This window comes from Kineococcus indalonis, assembly GCF_009906395.1.
Lineage (GTDB): Bacteria > Actinomycetota > Actinomycetes > Actinomycetales > Kineococcaceae > Kineococcus > Kineococcus indalonis.
In genome coordinates, this window is sequence record NZ_JAAALM010000040.1 from 1 (window position 1) to 14,891 (window position 14,891).

The 14,891-nt window shown below is 75.1% G+C and carries 10 protein-coding genes and 1 pseudogene; 2 read left to right on the forward strand and 9 right to left on the reverse strand.

The annotated features are described in order from the left end of the window. A partial coding sequence (locus tag GTR00_RS03925; protein WP_205704994.1) for a LuxR C-terminal-related transcriptional regulator occupies positions 1 to 603 on the forward strand: 603 nt, incomplete at its 5' end. Between the two features lie 15 nt (positions 604 to 618). Here GTR00_RS03925 and ribA read toward each other — a convergent pair. The 3 genes and pseudogenes from ribA to GTR00_RS03940 form a co-directional block, all read right to left on the reverse strand. Beyond that, positions 619 to 1,218, reverse strand: a pseudogene (gene ribA, locus GTR00_RS03930) (GTP cyclohydrolase II); the annotation flags it as partial. 157 nt (positions 1,219 to 1,375) lie between these two features. Beyond that, a complete protein-coding gene (locus GTR00_RS03935) occupies positions 1,376 to 1,792 on the reverse strand; it encodes a SufE family protein (protein ID WP_166610344.1) in 417 nt (138 codons plus the stop codon). Positions 1,793 to 1,833: 41 nt separating this feature from the next. Further along, positions 1,834 to 2,739: a sulfurtransferase gene (locus tag GTR00_RS03940; RefSeq protein ID WP_166610338.1), complete on the reverse strand. Its 906-nt coding sequence runs from the start codon at positions 2,737 to 2,739 to the stop codon at positions 1,834 to 1,836. A gap of 189 nt (positions 2,740 to 2,928) precedes the next feature. Between GTR00_RS03940 and zapE the strand changes: the two genes are divergently transcribed. Next, positions 2,929 to 4,038: a cell division protein ZapE gene (zapE, locus tag GTR00_RS03945; protein WP_323132193.1), complete on the forward strand. Its 1,110-nt coding sequence runs from the start codon at positions 2,929 to 2,931 to the stop codon at positions 4,036 to 4,038. A 20-nt stretch (positions 4,039 to 4,058) separates the two neighbouring features. Here the strand turns inward: zapE and GTR00_RS03950 are convergent, their stop codons facing one another. From GTR00_RS03950 to GTR00_RS03975, 6 genes are all read right to left on the reverse strand, one after another. Next, positions 4,059 to 5,159 (reverse strand): HoxN/HupN/NixA family nickel/cobalt transporter, encoded by a 1,101-nt coding sequence (locus tag GTR00_RS03950; protein WP_166610339.1) that lies wholly within the window; start codon positions 5,157 to 5,159, stop codon positions 4,059 to 4,061. Positions 5,160 to 5,227: 68 nt separating this feature from the next. Beyond that, a complete protein-coding gene (locus GTR00_RS03955) occupies positions 5,228 to 5,893 on the reverse strand; it encodes an NUDIX hydrolase N-terminal domain-containing protein (RefSeq protein ID WP_166610340.1) in 666 nt (221 codons plus the stop codon). Beyond that, positions 5,890 to 7,638: a malto-oligosyltrehalose trehalohydrolase gene (gene treZ, locus GTR00_RS03960; RefSeq protein ID WP_166610341.1), complete on the reverse strand. Its 1,749-nt coding sequence runs from the start codon at positions 7,636 to 7,638 to the stop codon at positions 5,890 to 5,892. The genes GTR00_RS03955 and treZ overlap by 4 nt, the downstream gene beginning before the upstream one ends. 74 nt (positions 7,639 to 7,712) lie before the next feature. Further along, positions 7,713 to 10,193 (reverse strand): malto-oligosyltrehalose synthase, encoded by a 2,481-nt coding sequence (gene treY, locus GTR00_RS03965; RefSeq protein WP_166610342.1) that lies wholly within the window; start codon positions 10,191 to 10,193, stop codon positions 7,713 to 7,715. Continuing rightward, a complete protein-coding gene (gene glgX / locus GTR00_RS03970; protein WP_166610343.1) occupies positions 10,190 to 12,331 on the reverse strand; it encodes a glycogen debranching protein GlgX in 2,142 nt (713 codons plus the stop codon). Before glgX ends, treY begins: the two co-directional genes overlap by 4 nt. 163 nt (positions 12,332 to 12,494) lie before the next feature. Further along, positions 12,495 to 14,888, reverse strand: a complete 2,394-nt coding sequence (locus GTR00_RS03975) for a glycoside hydrolase family 65 protein (RefSeq protein ID WP_407659596.1) — start codon at positions 14,886 to 14,888, stop codon at positions 12,495 to 12,497. Positions 14,889 to 14,891: the final 3 nt, after the last annotated feature.

Here is a 14,891-nt window from a genome sequence, read left to right on the forward strand (position 1 = left end):
GTGCGGTTGGTGGAGCTGCGCGGGCACCGGGTCGTGCGGGCCGTGGCCGACGGCGCGGCGCTGGTGGAGGCGGTGCGCGAGCACCGGCCCGACGTCGCGGTGGTGGACGTGCGCATGCCGCCCACGCACACCGACGAGGGGCTGCGCGCGGCGCTGGAGTGCCGCCGCCGCTTCCCCGGCACGGCGGTGGTGGTCTTCTCCCAGTACGTCGAGGCGCGCGCGGCGGCGGACCTGCTGGCGCACTCCACGGCCGGGCTGGGCTACCTGCTGAAGGACCGGGTGGCCGACTCCGCGGAGTTCCTCGACGCGCTGGAGCGGGTCGCGGCCGGCGGCACGGCGCTGGACCCCACGGTGGTGCAGCAGCTCGTGCGCGCCGGCCGCGCGGACGCCGGCCTGGACCGGCTGACGCCGCGCGAGCGGGAGGTGCTGGGGCTGATGGCGGAGGGCCTGTCCAACGCGGCCATCGCCCGGCGCCTCGTGGTGGGCGAGCGCGCGGTGGAGAAGCACGTCGCCGGGGTGTTCACCGCGCTGGACCTGCCCCCGACGCCGGAGGAGAACCGGCGGGTGGTGGCGGTCCTGCAGCACCTGCGCGCCGGCGGCTGAGCCGCCGGCGGGGTGTCAGGACACGCCCGGCAGCCGGTGCCCCATCCGGTCGCGCTTGGTGCGCAGGTAGCGCACGTTGTCGCTGGTCTGCGCCACCGGCAGGTCCCGGCGGGCGGTGACGGGCACGCCGTGGCCGCGCAGCGCCTCCACCTTCACCGGGTTGTGCGTCATCAGCTCCACGCTGCGCACCCCGAGGTCGCGCAGCACCGCCGCGGCGCCGGTGTAGTCGCGCGCGTCCACGGGCAGGCCGAGGTCGAGGTTGGCCTCGACGGTGTCGCGCCCGCGCTCCTGCAGGGCGTAGGCGGCGATCTTCTCGGCCAGGCCGATGCCGCGGCCCTCCTGCCCGCGCAGGTACAGCACCACGCCGCGGCCGCGCTCGCGCACCGCGGCCAGCGCGGCGTCCAGCTGCGGGCCGCAGTCGCAGCGCAGCGAGCCGAGCACGTCGCCGGTGAGGCACTCGGAGTGCAGGCGCACCAGGACGTCGTGCCCGTCGCCGAGCTCGCCGGCCACCAGCGCCAGGTGCTCCACCCCGTCGGCCTGCCGGTAGGCCACGGCGCGGAACGTGCCGCGCGTGGTGGGCAGGTTCGCCTCCGCGACCCGCACCACCGGCAGCGACGGGTGCTGCGCCGCCGGCTCCCGGCGCGGGCGCGGTGTCGTGCTGCCGGACTGCTGGACCTCGCTCACGTGCCTCTCCTCGTGCTGCCCGCCGGTGGCGGGCGCCTCCTCGTCGGGGCGGCGGCCGCCCGGGACGGCCGCTCGGGCCGCTGCTCGCTCAGGCCGCCGCGGTGGCCAGGCGCACCTGGCGCTTGACGCGGGCGAGCATCCCGGTCATGCCGCGCATGCGCAGCGGGCTGACGGCCCGCTCCAGGCCCAGGCGCGAGCACACGTCCGGGGGCAGGTCGAGCACCTGCTCGGCGGGCAGGCCCTCCAGGCCCTCGCGCAGCACGCCGGCGAACCCGCGGGTGGTGGGCGCCTCCTGCGGCGCGGACACGTGCAGGTGCACCGCGGAGGACTCGTCGACCTCCACGTTGACGAACACCGGCGACTGGCACTCGTCGACGCGCTCCATGAGCTCGGGGTGCCCGGCCAGGTGCTCCGGCAGCGCCGGCAGCTCCTTGCTGAACTCCAGCAGCAGCTGCAGGCGCTCGCGCTCGGGCAGGGCCTGGAACTCCTCGACGATCTGCGCCATGGCGGGCGGCAGGCCGGCGGTGGGGGAGAAGGGGTCCTCGCTCACCGCCGCACCGCCGGGACCTCGCCCTTGTCCGGGCCGGTGGCGATGGGCACGCGCACCGCGTTGCCCCACTCGGTCCAGGAGCCGTCGTAGTTGCGGACCTTCTCGAAGCCCAGCAGGTGGGTGAGCACGAACCACGTGTGGCTGGAGCGCTCGCCGATGCGGCAGTAGGCGATGACGTCGTCGTCGGGCGCCAGGCCCTTCTCCTGCTGGTAGATGCCCTCCAGCTCCGCGCGGGGCTTGAAGGTGCCGTCCTCGGCGGCGGCGCGCGCCCACGGCACGCTGTCGGCGCCGGGGATGTGCCCGCCGCGCACGGTGCCCTCCTGGGGGTAGTCGGGCATGTGGGTGCGCTCGCCGGTGTACTCCTGGGGAGAGCGCACGTCGACGAGCTTGCCGCCCAGGTGGGCGAGCACGTCCTCCTTGAAGGCGCGCACCGGGGCGTCCTGGCGCTCCACGACGGGGTAGTCCGCCGGCTGCGGCTCGGGGGCCTCGGTGGTGGTCTCGCGGCCCTCGGCGATCCACTTGGCGCGCCCGCCGTCCAGCAGGCGCACGTCCGGGTGGCCGAAGAGGGTGAACACCCACAGCGCGTACGCGGCCCACCAGTTGTTCTTGTCGCCGTAGATCACCACGGTGTCCTCGCGCGAGATGCCCTTGCGCGACATCAGCGCCGCGAAGCCCGCCCCGTCGACGTAGTCGCGGGTGACGGGGTCGTTGAGCTCGGTGTGCCAGTCCACCTTCACCGAGCCGGGGACGTGGCCGGTGTCCCACAGCAGCACGTCCTCGTCGCTCTCCACGACCTTCAGGCCCGGCTCGCCGAGGTGCTCGGCCAGCCAGGCGGTCGTGACGAGCTTCTCGGGGTGGGCGTAGGCGGCGAGCTTCTCGTCGCCGTCGTGGGGCAGGGCCACTGTCGTCCTCCTGGGTGGGGGCGTCTCGCGTCCGGCGGGCTCGCGCCCGCTCGACGGGACAACACCGCGCGGCGCGCCGGCGTTCCCGTCGCCGCGCGATCCTGCCAGACGGCGCGCACGCCCCCGCGCGCCGCCGGGCCCGCCGCCTCCCGGCTCGCCGCGGCACCGGGCCGAACTAAGGTGTCGGGGGTGAGCCGACCCGAGGAGACGCCCGTGCAGCCGGGGCGGCGGAGCGCCGGCTCCCTCGCCGAGCGCGACCCGCGGGTGCCGCCGCAGCAGCTGGTGGCCGAGCTGGTGCCGCCGCCGCGCTTCGCCGACGTGCGCTTCGCCAGCTACGTGCCGGCCCCCGACCAGCCCACCCAGGCCCAGGCGGTGGCGGGCATGAGCGCCTTCGGCGAGCGCGTGCTCGACGGCGGCGGGCGCGCTCGCGGCGGCGGGCTGGCGGGGCTGTTCAAGCGGCGCAGCGCCCCGCAGGGCGCCCCGGGCATCTACCTCGACGGCGGCTTCGGCGTCGGCAAGACGCACCTGCTGTCCTCGCTGTACCACCAGGTCGTCACCGAGGGCGGGCGCACCGCGGCGTACGGCACGTTCGTGGAGTACACCAACCTCGTCGGCGCCCTGGGCTTCCGGCAGGCCGTGGACGCCCTGGCCCCGCACGACCTGGTGTGCATCGACGAGTTCGAGCTCGACGACCCCGGCGACACCGTGCTGATGTCGCGGCTGATGCGCGAGCTCGTCGACCGCGACGTCAAGCTCGCGGCCACCTCCAACACGCTGCCCGGGGCGCTGGGCGAGGGGCGCTTCGCCGCGCAGGACTTCCAGCGCGAGATCCAGGCCCTGGCCGGGCAGTTCGCCGTGCAGCGCGTGGACGGGGAGGACTACCGCCACCGCGGCCTGCCCGCGGCCCCGGCGCCGCTGGACGACGCCGCCGTGGAGCGGGTCGCCGCCGAGCGGGCCGGCGCCACGCTGGACGACTTCGGCGCGGTCCTGGCGCACCTGGCGCAGGTGCACCCCAGCCGGTACGGGGCGATGGTGCGCGACACCGCCGCGGTGTGCCTGCGCGGGGTGGGCACCGTCTCGGACCAGATGGTGGGCCTGCGGCTGGTGGTCCTGGCCGACCGCCTCTACGACCGCGACATCCCCGTGGCCGCCTCGGGGGTGCCCTTCGACGCCGTCTTCACCGACGAGCTGCTGCACGGCGGCTACCGCAAGAAGTACCTGCGGGCGGTCTCGCGCCTGTCGGCCCTGGCGCGCGACGGCGCCGCCCTGGCGCAGCCGGCGGCTGGGCCGGTGGTCTAGCCGGCGGCTGGGCCGGTGGTCTAGCCGGCGGCCGGCCCACCGGCCGCCGGCGCGGTGCGCGCCAGGCGCCACCAGGCCAGCGCGCCCAGCCACACCAGCACGAACAGCGCGGCCACCGCGTAGCCGACGTACCCGGTGTCCAGCCCGGCCACCCACCCGGAGAGCGCGTCGTGCAGCCCCAGGCTCTCGCGCGCGACGGAGACCAGCTGCACGGTGCCGATGGCCAGCGCCACGGCCACCGAGACCCCGGTGACCACGGCGTTGTAGGCCAGCCGGCGCAGCGGGTCGGCCAGCGCCCAGTCGTAGGCGACGTTGACCAGCGCCCCGTCGAGGGTGTCGAACAGGCTCATGCCGGCGGCGAAGAGCACCGGCAGCACCAGCACGGCGTACCAGGGCAGCGCCACGGCGGCGGTGCCGGCCAGCACGAGCAGCGCGACCTCGGTGGCGGTGTCGAAGCCCAGCCCCATCAGCAGCCCGGCGGGGTAGACCTGCCGCGGGGAGCGGATGCGGGCGGTGGCCCGGCGCAGCAGCCGCGCCAGGGCCCCGTCGAGGGCCAGGTGCTGGTGCAGGGCCGCGTCGTCCAGCTCCCCCCGCCGGCGCCGCAGGGCGGTGCGCGCGATGCCGGCCAGGGCGGCGAGGTTGACCAGGCCGATCACCCACAGGAACACCCCGGCGGCGGTGGTGCCGAAGGTGCCCAGCGCGTCGTGGGCGGCGCTGCCCTCGCGCACCAGCCCGGAGGCGGAGCGCACGCCGGCGGCCACGAGCAGCGCCATGGCGAAGACGACGCTGGAGTGGCCCAGGGAGAACCAGAAGCCCACCGACAGCGGTCGCTGCCCGTCGCCGGTGAGCTTGCGGGTGGTGCCGTCGATGACGGCGATGTGGTCGGCGTCGAAGGCGTGCCGCACGCCGAAGACGTAGGCGGTCACCCCCAGGCCCCAGCCGAAGACCTGCTCGCCCACGGAGAACTCCCGCGGCACGACGAGCAGCCCGAGCACCCCCCAGCCCACCGCGTGCAGGGCGGCCACGACGCCGAGCAGGCGCGCCAGCCTGCGGGTGTCGCGGCGGTCCCAGCGCCGGCCCGCGGCGCGGGCGGGGGTGGTGCGGGCGGGGCGGTCGGGCACGGGCGGCTCCTCGCTGGCGCGGCGCCGCGGTCCAGCCTGTTGCGAACCGCTGGCGACAAGGGCGGAGCCTAGTCCCACTCCGCCGGCAGCGAGGGGTCCCGGTGGTGCGCCAGCACCCGCTCCAGCTCCGCGCGGGTCACCCGCGCGCCGGACAGCTCCGGCAGCTCGTCCAGGCCGAACCAGCCGACCTCCAGGGTCTCCAGGTCCTGCGCGGGCACCGGCCCGCCCACGGGCCGGCACAGGAAGAACAGGTGGAACACCGACACCGGCAGCGGCGGCTGCTTGCCGCGCACGTCGCGCTCCCACACGGCCACCAGCTTGGTGACCTCCACGGGGAAGCCGGTCTCCTCCAGCACCTCGCGCACCGCGGCCTCGCCCGGGCGGTCGCCGGGGTCCACCCACCCCCCGGGCAGCGACCACAGCCCGTCGCTGCGCTCGCGCAGCATCAGCAGCCGCCCGTGCTCGTCCACCACGCCGGCGCGCACGTCCACCTTGGGGGTGGCGTAGCCGGCGTCGCGGCCCAGCACGAGGCGCAGCTCCTCCACGGGCGTGTCGGACACGGCCGTCAGCAGCCGCGCGGCCAGCTCGGCGATCTGCCGGTAGCGCGCGGTGTCGTAGTCCTTGGTGGCGTCGCCGACGGAGTACGCCAGCCCGTCCTGGGCCAGGGCGGCGAGCCGCACCGCGGCCCGCCGCACCTGCTCGGCACGCTGCCGGCCGGTGCCGGACCCGCTCACGCCACGCGCACCACGGCGACGCCCTCGCCGAGCAGGCGCACGCCCCCGGCGAGCAGCTCCGGCTCCGGGCCGGCGGGGAACGCCGCCAGCACCTCCAGCGGCGCCCCGTCGACCTCCACGTCCTCGCCCCCGCCCAGGGAGACGACGACGCGGTGCGAGCCGCGGTGCAGCACCAGCGCCCCGCCGGCCACGTCCACGCGCACCGCGCTCAGGTCGTCGGCGCGCAGGTCGGGCACCTCGCGACGCAGCCGGGTCAGGGTGCGGTACCACTGCAGCACCCGTGCGTGCGGCTCCTGCCCGACCTCCTCCCAGCGCAGCACCGAGCGCTCCTTCGTCGCCGGGTCCTGCGGGTCGGGCACGTCCTCGGCGCTCCAGCCGTGCTCGCCGAACTCCGAGCGCCGCCCGCGGCTGACGGCCTGGCCCAGCTCGGGGTCGGGGAAGGAGGTGAAGAACTGCCACGGCGTGGAGGCGTTCCACTCCTCGCCCATGAACAGCATCGGGGTGAAGGGCCCCAGCAGGTACAGCGCGGCGCCGGCGGCCAGGCGCGCCTCGCTGAGCAGGTGCCCGATGCGCTCGCCCACCGCGCGGTTGCCGACCTGGTCGTGGGTCTGCAGGTACCCCAGGAACGCCGTGCCCGGCACCCGCGCCCGGTCGACCCTCCTGCCCCACACCTCCCCGCGGAAGCTGGAGAACCGCTCGGCGTGGAAGAACGCCTCCTCGAACGTCGTCTTCAGCACCTCCGGGGAGCCGAAGTCGCCGTAGTAGCCCTGGCGCTCACCCGTCAGCAGGGCGTGCAGGGCGTGGTGCACGTCGTCGTCCCACTGGGCGGTCATGCCGGAGCCGCCCTCGGCGGTGGGGGTGACCATCGCCGCGTCGTTGAGGTCGGACTCGGCCACCAGCGACAGCGGCCGCCCCAGCTGCGCCGACAGCTCGGCGACCTCGTCGGCGAGCTGGGCGAGCACGTGGGTGGGGGAGTCGTCGACGAGGGCGTGCACGGCGTCCAGGCGCAGCGCGTCGACGTGGAAGTCGCGGAACCAGCGCAGGGCGTTGTCGCAGATCCAGCGGCGCACCTCCACCGAACCGGTGTCGTCGAGGTTGACCGCCGCACCCCAGGGGGTGTCGTGCTTGTCGGTGAAGTACGGCCCGAACTCGCCCAGGTAGTTGCCGCTGGGGCCCAGGTGGTTGTAGACGCAGTCCAGGGCCACGGCCAGGCCCTTGGCGTGGCAAGCGTCGACGAAGGCCGCGAAGCCCTCCGGGCCGCCGTACTCGTGCTGCACCGCGTACGGGGCCACGCCGTCGTAGCCCCAGTTCCACGGCCCGTCCCACGCCGAGACGGGGAGGACCTCCACGACGTCCACGCCGAGCTCGACGAGGTGGTCCAGCCGCTGCGCGGCCGCCGCGAAGGTGCCCTCGGGGGTGAAGGTGCCCACGTGCAGCTCGTAGAACACCGCCCCGCGCGCCTCGCGCCCGCTCCAGGAGCCGTCGCTCCAGGAGAACGCCGACGGGTCGACCACGGCGCTGGCGGCGTGCACGCCCTCGGGCTGCCAGCCCGAGCGCGGGTCGGGGCGCGCGTCGCCGCCGTCGAGGGAGAACGCGTAGCGGGTGCCGTGCCCGGCGCCGTCCACGCCCACCGTCCACCAGCCCTCGCGCGGGCTGTCGCTGCGGCGCATCGCGTGGCGCGCCGCGTCCTCGCCCACCAGAAGGTCCACCTGCTGCGCCTGCGGCGCCCACACCCCGAACTCCATGGGGCAACCCTGTCGGACCGGGCGCGCTCCGGCGACTCGGCGCCCGCGAGGGGGCGCCGGGCCGCCGGCGGGGCTCAGCCCCGGCGCACCAGCAGCGCCACCGGCAGGTCGCCGAGGACGTCGGCGATGCGCACGGCGCCGCCGGGCACGGTGGCGCCGGTGAACTCGTCGCGCCAGGTGCCCTCGGGCAGCGACAGGGTGTGCTCGCCCCAGCCGCCGTGGCGCTGCAGCGACACGGGCAGGCGGGTGGTCACCGCGATGGCGCCGGGCGCGCCGACCGGTCCGCGCCCGAACGCCAGGGCGTGGCCGGTCGTGGTGGGCACGGGGGAGTACCCGGCGTCCTCGCCGACGAACAGCTCCGGGTGCTCGCGGCGCGCGCGCAGGGTGCGCGAGACGACGAGCAGCTTCTCGTCGTGCAGGTCCGCCGGGGCCGAGCCGCCGTCCAGCGCGGCCAGGCGCCGGGCGCGGTCGGCGTAGTCCACCGGGCGGCGGTTGTCGGGGTCGACCAGCGAGAGGTCGACCAGCTCGGTGCCCTGGTAGACGTCGGGTACGCCGGGCATGGCCAGCTGCACGAACTTCTGCCCCAGCACCGCCACGCGCGCCACCGCCGCGGTCTCCTCGACGAACTCGCGCACCGCGGCCAGGACGGCCTCGTCACCGAGCACGCCGGTGGCGAAGCGCTCCACCGCGTGCTCGTACGCCTCGTCCGGCGAGGTCCACGTCGTGTGGTCCTTGGCCTCGCGGGTGGCCTTCTGCAGGTAGCCCAGCAGCCGCTCGGCGCCGATCGGGCCCTCGCCCCAGGTGCCGAAGAGCGTCTGCCACACCAGCAGCTCGGTGCGCGCGTCCAGCTCGCCGGCGCGGTGCTCGGCGGCCAGCTCGCGCCAGCGCGCCAGCGCCGCGCCCCACTCCTCGGTCAGCTCGGACAGCACCGACAGGCGCGCGCGCACGTCCTCGCTGCGCTTGGTGTCGTGGGTGGACAGCGTGGTCATGGCCGCCGGCCAGTCGCGCGCCAGCGCCGAGCAGAAGGAGTGGAACTCCTCCGGGGAGGTGCCGAAGCGCGTGGGGTCGCCGCCCACCTCGTTGAGCGAGGACAGCCGGAACCAGCGGTAGAACGAGGTGTCCTCGATGCCCTTGGCCATCACCGGCCCGCAGGTCTGCTGGAAGCGCACCACGAACTCGGCCGCCCGCGGGTCCGCCGCGTCCCCGGCGCGGCCCAGGGCCAGGTCCACCACCACCTGCAGGGTGTCGTGGCGCTCCTCGGGCAGGTGGGCGCGGGCGTGCTCGGCGGCGCCCTCGACCACGCGCACCGCCTCCGGCGGGGCGGGCTCGCCGGGCACCACGTAGGCGCGGTACTGGTGGAAGGCCACCAGCAGCTCCACGACGCACTCGTGCAGGCCCCGGCGGGTGTGGTCGCGCAGGTCGACGTCGTCGTGGCAGATGCCCGAGAGCAGGTCCACCAGGCGGTGCACCTCGGCGTACAGGCCGTGCTCGACGACCTCGCGCTTGGCGTTGTCCACCACCGCCTGGAAGGTGCCGGTCTCGCCGGTCAGGGCGGTGTACTGCTCGGTCAGCGGCTCGGCGCCGGCGGGGTCCAGGAACAGCCCGCCCACGCGCTGCAGCGCGTCGTAGCCGGTGGTGCCCGCGCACGCCCAGTCCGCCGGCAGCACCTCCTCGCCCTCCAGGATCTTCTCCACCACGACCCACGCGCTGCCGTCGCCGGTGGCGCTCGAGGTGGCCTCGGCCAGCCACCGCAGGTACCCGCGCGGGTCGGCCAGGCCGTCGGGGTGGTCGATGCGCAGGCCCTGCAGGTCGCCGCGGCCCACCAGCTCCAGCAGCAGCGCGTGCGAGGCGTCGAAGACCTCGCGGTCCTCCACGCGGATCGCGGCCAGGGTGTCCACGTCGAAGAAGCGCCGGTAGTTCAGCTCCTCGTCGGCCACCCGCCAGTGCGCCAGCCGGTACCACTGGCGGTCCACCAGCTGCGCCAGCGGCAGGTCCTCGGTGCCCGGGCGCACGGGGAAGACGTGGTCGTAGTAGCGCAGCACGCGCTCCTCGCCCTCCGGCGTGGAGCGCGTGCCCAGGCTCAGCTCGCCGGCGGCGAGCACCTGCCCGATGCGCTGGCCCAGCACCGCCATGAGGATGGCGCGGTCCTGCACCGACCAGTCCACGTCGAACCAGCGCGCGTACGGCGAGCGCGGGCCCTCCTTGAGCACCGACCACAGCTGGGCGTTGTCGTGCGCGGGGGTGGGCACCGCCATGTGGTTGGGCACCACGTCGGCGACGGCGGCCAGCCCGGCGCCGCGCAGGGCGGCCACGAGGCGGTCGAAGCCGGCGCGCCCGCCGGCCTCCTCGTTCAGGCGGGAGTGGTCCACCACGTCGTAGCCGTGGGTGGAGCCCTCCGCCGGGGCCAGCACCGGCGAGAGGTAGGCGTGGCTGACCCCCAGGCGCTGCAGGTGCTCGGCCTGGGCGGCGGCGTCGTCGAAGGTGAACGCCGGCTGCACCTGGAAGCGGTAGGTGCTCGTCGGGACGACGGCGGGGCGGTAGGTCGGGTCGGTCACTTCTCTCCCAGCGGTTCACGGGCCAGCACGAGCACGGAGCGGGCCGCGACGGGCAGCGTCGTGCCCGGCGAGAACGCCGACTCCTCGGTGAAGATGGAGACCAGGCCCACCTGGTCGTCGGCGGTGTCCAGGCGCGGGCGCCACCCGTCGCCGTAGGCCTTCTCCGGCAGGGTGAACTCCACCGCCTCGTGCGAGGGGTTGTACATGACGAGGAACGAGTCGCCGACGATGCGCTCCCCGCGCCGGTCCGGCTCGGGGATGGCCTCGCCGTTGAGGAAGACCATGACGCAGCGCTGGGCGGCGTCGCCCCAGTCCGCCCCGGTCATCTCGGTCCCGTCGGCGGCGAACCACTCGATGTCGCCGATCTCGCTCTCGCCGCCGTGCCCGGCGTCGCCGGCGAAGAAGCGGCGGCGCTGGAAGACCGGCTCGGTGCGGCGCAGCTGCACCACGCGGCGGGCGAACTCCAGCAGCTCGCGCTGGGGGGCGTCCAGCTTCCAGTCCACCCAGGCCAGCTCGTTGTCCTGGCAGTAGACGTTGTTGTTGCCCGCCTGCGTCCGGCCCAGCTCGTCCCCGTGCAGGATCATCGGCACGCCCTGGCTCAGCAGGAGCGTGGTCAGCAGGTTGCGGTGCTGGCGCGCGCGCAGCGCGACGATCTCCGGGTCGTCCGTGGGGCCCTCGACGCCGCAGTTCCAGGAGCGGTTGTGGCTCTCGCCGTCCGCGCCGCCCTCGCCGTTGGCCTCGTTGTGCTTGTCGTTGTACGAGACGAGGTCGCGCATCGTGAAGCCGTCGTGCGCGGTGACGAAGTTGATGCTGGCGATCGGCTTGCGCCCGGAGTGCTCGTACAGGTCCGAGGAGCCGGTGATGCGGCTGGCGAACTCCGCCAGGGTGCCGGGCTCACCGCGCCAGAAGTCGCGCACCGTGTCGCGGTAGCGGCCGTTCCACTCCGTCCACAGCGGGGGGAACCCGCCGACCTGGTAGCCGCCCTCGCCGACGTCCCACGGCTCGGCGATGAGCTTGACCTGGGAGACCACCGGGTCCTGCTGCACCAGGTCGAAGAAGGCGCTGAGCCGGTCGACCTCGTGGAACTGCCGGGCCAGCGTCGCCGCCAGGTCGAAGCGGAAGCCGTCCACGTGCATGTCCGTCACCCAGTACCGCAGCGAGTCCATGATCAGCTGCAGGACGTGCGGGGAGCGCATCAGCAGGCTGTTGCCGGTGCCGGTGGTGTCGAAGTAGTGCTTCTGGTCGCCGTCCACCAGGCGGTAGTACGCCTGGTTGTCGATGCCGCGGAAGCACAGCGTCGGGCCCATGTGGTTGCCCTCGGCGGTGTGGTTGTAGACGACGTCGAGGATGACCTCGATGTTCGCCTCGTGCAGCGCGCGCACCATCGACTTGAACTCCTGCACCTGCTGGCCGCGCTGGCCGGTGGAGGAGTACGCGTTGTGCGGGGCGAAGAAGCCGATGGTGTTGTAGCCCCAGTAGTTCGACAGGCCCTTGTCCACCAGGTGGGTGTCCTGCACGAACTGGTGCACCGGCATCAGCTCGACCGCCGTGACCCCCAGCTGCGTCAGGTGCTCGATCATCGCCGGGTGCGCCATGCCGGCGTAGGTGCCCCGGATGTCCTCGGGGATGTCCGGGTGCAGCCGGCTGAGGCCCTTGACGTGGGCCTCGTAGATCACCGACTCGTGGTACTCGTGCCCCGGCCGGCGGTCGCTGCCCCAGTCGAAGAAGGGGTTGACGACCACCGAGAGCATCGTGTGGCCCAGGCTGTCGTCGGTGTTGACCACGGAGTTGTCGTCGAAGCGGTAGGAGAAGAGGGACTCGTCCCCGTCGACCTGCCCCTCGATCGCCTTGGCGTAGGGGTCCAGCAGGAGCTTCTCCGGCTGGCAGCGCGCCCCGCTCTCGGGGTGGAAGGGGCCGTGCACCCGGTAGCCGTAGCGCTGCCCGGGCAGGACCGAGGGCAGGTAGGCGTGCCAGACGAAGCCGTCCACCTCGGGCAGGTCGACGCGCTGCTCCTTGCCCGAGTCGTCGATCAGGCACAGCTCGACGCGCTCGGCCACCTCGGAGAAGAGGGCGAAGTTGGTCCCCGCACCGTCGTACGTGGCGCCCAGGGGGTACGGCCGTCCGGGCCAGATCTGCATCGCGGGTCCTTCCAAGTGCCTAGCTCGTGCCCGGCTCGCGCGCCGGGCGTGGGCGGTCGTCGGTCATCATCGCGGGTCCGGGCCCGCCGCACACCCCGGCGCGGCCGCGCCCGCCCGGCGCGCCGCCGGCGCGAAACCGGGAGTTCACACCGGCGCGCCCCGCTCAGCGCGCGCGGGAGCGCACCTCGCGCGGGTCGCACCCGGCCGGCTGGGAGGGGCGCGGCAGCGGCTGCAGCTCCGGCACGGCGAACGTGCACGGCGAGCCCGGCTCCACGGTGAACCCCTCCCCGTGGTGGGAGGTGCTCACCGGCCCGCCGCTGACGACGGTGTACGTGGCCCGCTGCCCTCCGCCACCGCCGTCGCCGCCCTCGGCCTCCTCGCCGTCCCCCTCGCCGTCGCGGGCGATCGAGACCTCCAGGCAGGAGCCGCGGTGGCGGGTGCGGAAGCACAGCCCCCGCAGCCCCTCCGGCAGCCGCGGGGCGAACGCCAGGCGCCCGTCGGCGTCGCGCATGCCGCCGTAGCCGGCGACCAGCGACTGCCACGCCCCGGCCAGGGAGGCGATGTGCAGCCCGTCGCGCGTCTTGCCGCGCAGGTCGTGCAGGTCCACGAACGCCGCCTCGTGCGCGTAGTCCGCGGCCAGCCCCAGGTGCCCGACCTCGGCGGCGACGACGGCCTGCACCGACGCCGACAGCGAGGAGTCGCGCACCGTCAGCTCCTCGTAGTACTCGAACGCGGCGCGCTTCTCCTCCGCCGTGAACGCCTCCGGGCGCAGGTGCAGCGCCAGCACCAGGTCGGCCTGCTTGGCGACCTGGCGTCGGTACAGGCTGAAGTACGGGAAGTGGTCGGCCAGCGGGTACTGCTCGCCGGAGGTGCCCTCGAAGTCCCAGCGCTTGCGCTGGGTGCAGCCCTCGTCCTGCGTGGGCATGCCGGTGGCCGGGTCGCGCGGCACGTGCACCGCGTCGGCCAGCCGCGTCCAGCCGGCGACCTCCTCGTCGGTGACGCCCAGCGCCCGCGCGCGCTCGGGGAAGCGCCCCGCGAGGTCCACGGCGGCGCGCAGGTTCGCCTGCGCCATGAGGTTCGTGTACGCGTTGTCGTCCACCAGCGCGCTGTACTCGTCCGGGCCGGTGACGCCGTCGACGTGGAAGCGGCCCTGCTCGTCCTCGCGGCCCAGCACCACCCACGTGCGGGCGGTCTCCAGCACGAGGTCGGCGACCAGGTCGCGGGCGGCGTCCTCGTCGCCGGTGGCGTGCACGTGCCGCACCGCCGCGTCGGCGATGTCGGCGTTCAGGTGCACCGCCGCGGTGCCGGCCGGCCAGTACCCCGAGCTCTCGCGGCCGGTGATGGTGCGCCACGGGAACGTCGCGCCCGCCAGCCCCAGCTCGCGCGCCCGCTCCCTGGCCGCCGGCAGCATCGCGTGCCGCCAGCGCAGCGCCTCCAGCGCGGCCTGCGGCCACACGTGGTTGAGCATCGGCATGACGAACACCTCGGTGTCCCAGAAGGTGTGCCCGTCGTAGCCGGTGCCGGTCAGGCCCTTGGCGGGGATGCCGCGGTCGGTGGCCTGCGCGGCCGCCTGGAAGACGTGGAACAGCGCGAAGCGCACCGCCTGCTGCAGCTCCTCGTCGCCGTCCACGCGCACGTCGGCGTGCTCCCAGAAGTCGTCCAGGACGGCGCGCTGCTCGGCGGCCAGGTGCTCCCAGCCGTCGCGCAGGCCCTCGGTGAGGCCGGTGCGCAGCTGCTCCAGCAGCGCCTCGCGGTCCACCTGCGCCGACCATCCCAGCGCCACGAGCTTCACCACCCGCAGCTCCTCGCCCGGTGCCAGCCGGGCGCGGGCGACGGTGACGAGGCGGTCGGCGGTGCCGTGGGTGCGCACCTCGGTGTCGGCGGGGCCGGTGACGTCGTGGTCGACGACCGCCGCCACCGCCAGGGCGCTGCCGTCGGTGCGCTGGCGCACGCTGCCGCCGCGCGCGACGGGCTCCACCACCGGCTCGTGCAGCTGCGCGCTGCACACCACCGCCGAGCGCACCTCCACCTCGCGCGCCTCGCCCACCGGGCTCACCCGGTAGTCCACCGCCAGCAGGCCGGGGCGCTGCAGCGGCACCACCCGCTCGGAGCGCACCCGCACCCGGGCGCCGTCGGGGGAGGTCCACTCCACCTCCCGGCGCAGCGTCCCGGCGCGCAGGTCCAGGGTGCGCTCGTGCTCGTGCAGCTGGCCGGTGCGCACGTCGAAGCGCTCGGCGCCCACGAACAGCTCCACCAGCGTGGGGTCGGGCACCGCGACCAGGCGCTCCTGCACCTGCGGGTAGCCGTAGCTGTACTCGGGGTACGTCATGGGCCACAGCTCGTACGCGCCGCTGAGGTAGGTGCCCGGGCTGCCGCACGGGGAGCCCTCGTCCAGCGAGCCGCGCACTCCCACCCGGCCGTCCGAGAGGGCGAACAGCGACTCGGTGCGCTCCAGCGCCGAGACGTCCAGCTCGCCCTCGTGCACGGCCCACGGGGGCACCGCCCCCAGGCCCTTGCTCTGGCTGCGACCCGCCCCGTCCGTCCCCGCGCTGCCCACGTC

Bases quoted from the DNA above. Each gene is read 5' to 3' on its own strand.
- glgX (WP_166610343.1), bottom strand. From the start codon at position 12,331: ATGCAGATCTGGCCCGGACGGCCGTACCCCCTGGGCGCCACGTACGAC.
- GTR00_RS03935 (WP_166610344.1), bottom strand. From the start codon at position 1,792: ATGGCGCAGATCGTCGAGGAGTTCCAGGCCCTGCCCGAGCGCGAGCGC.
- treZ (WP_166610341.1), bottom strand. From the start codon at position 7,638: ATGGAGTTCGGGGTGTGGGCGCCGCAGGCGCAGCAGGTGGACCTTCTG.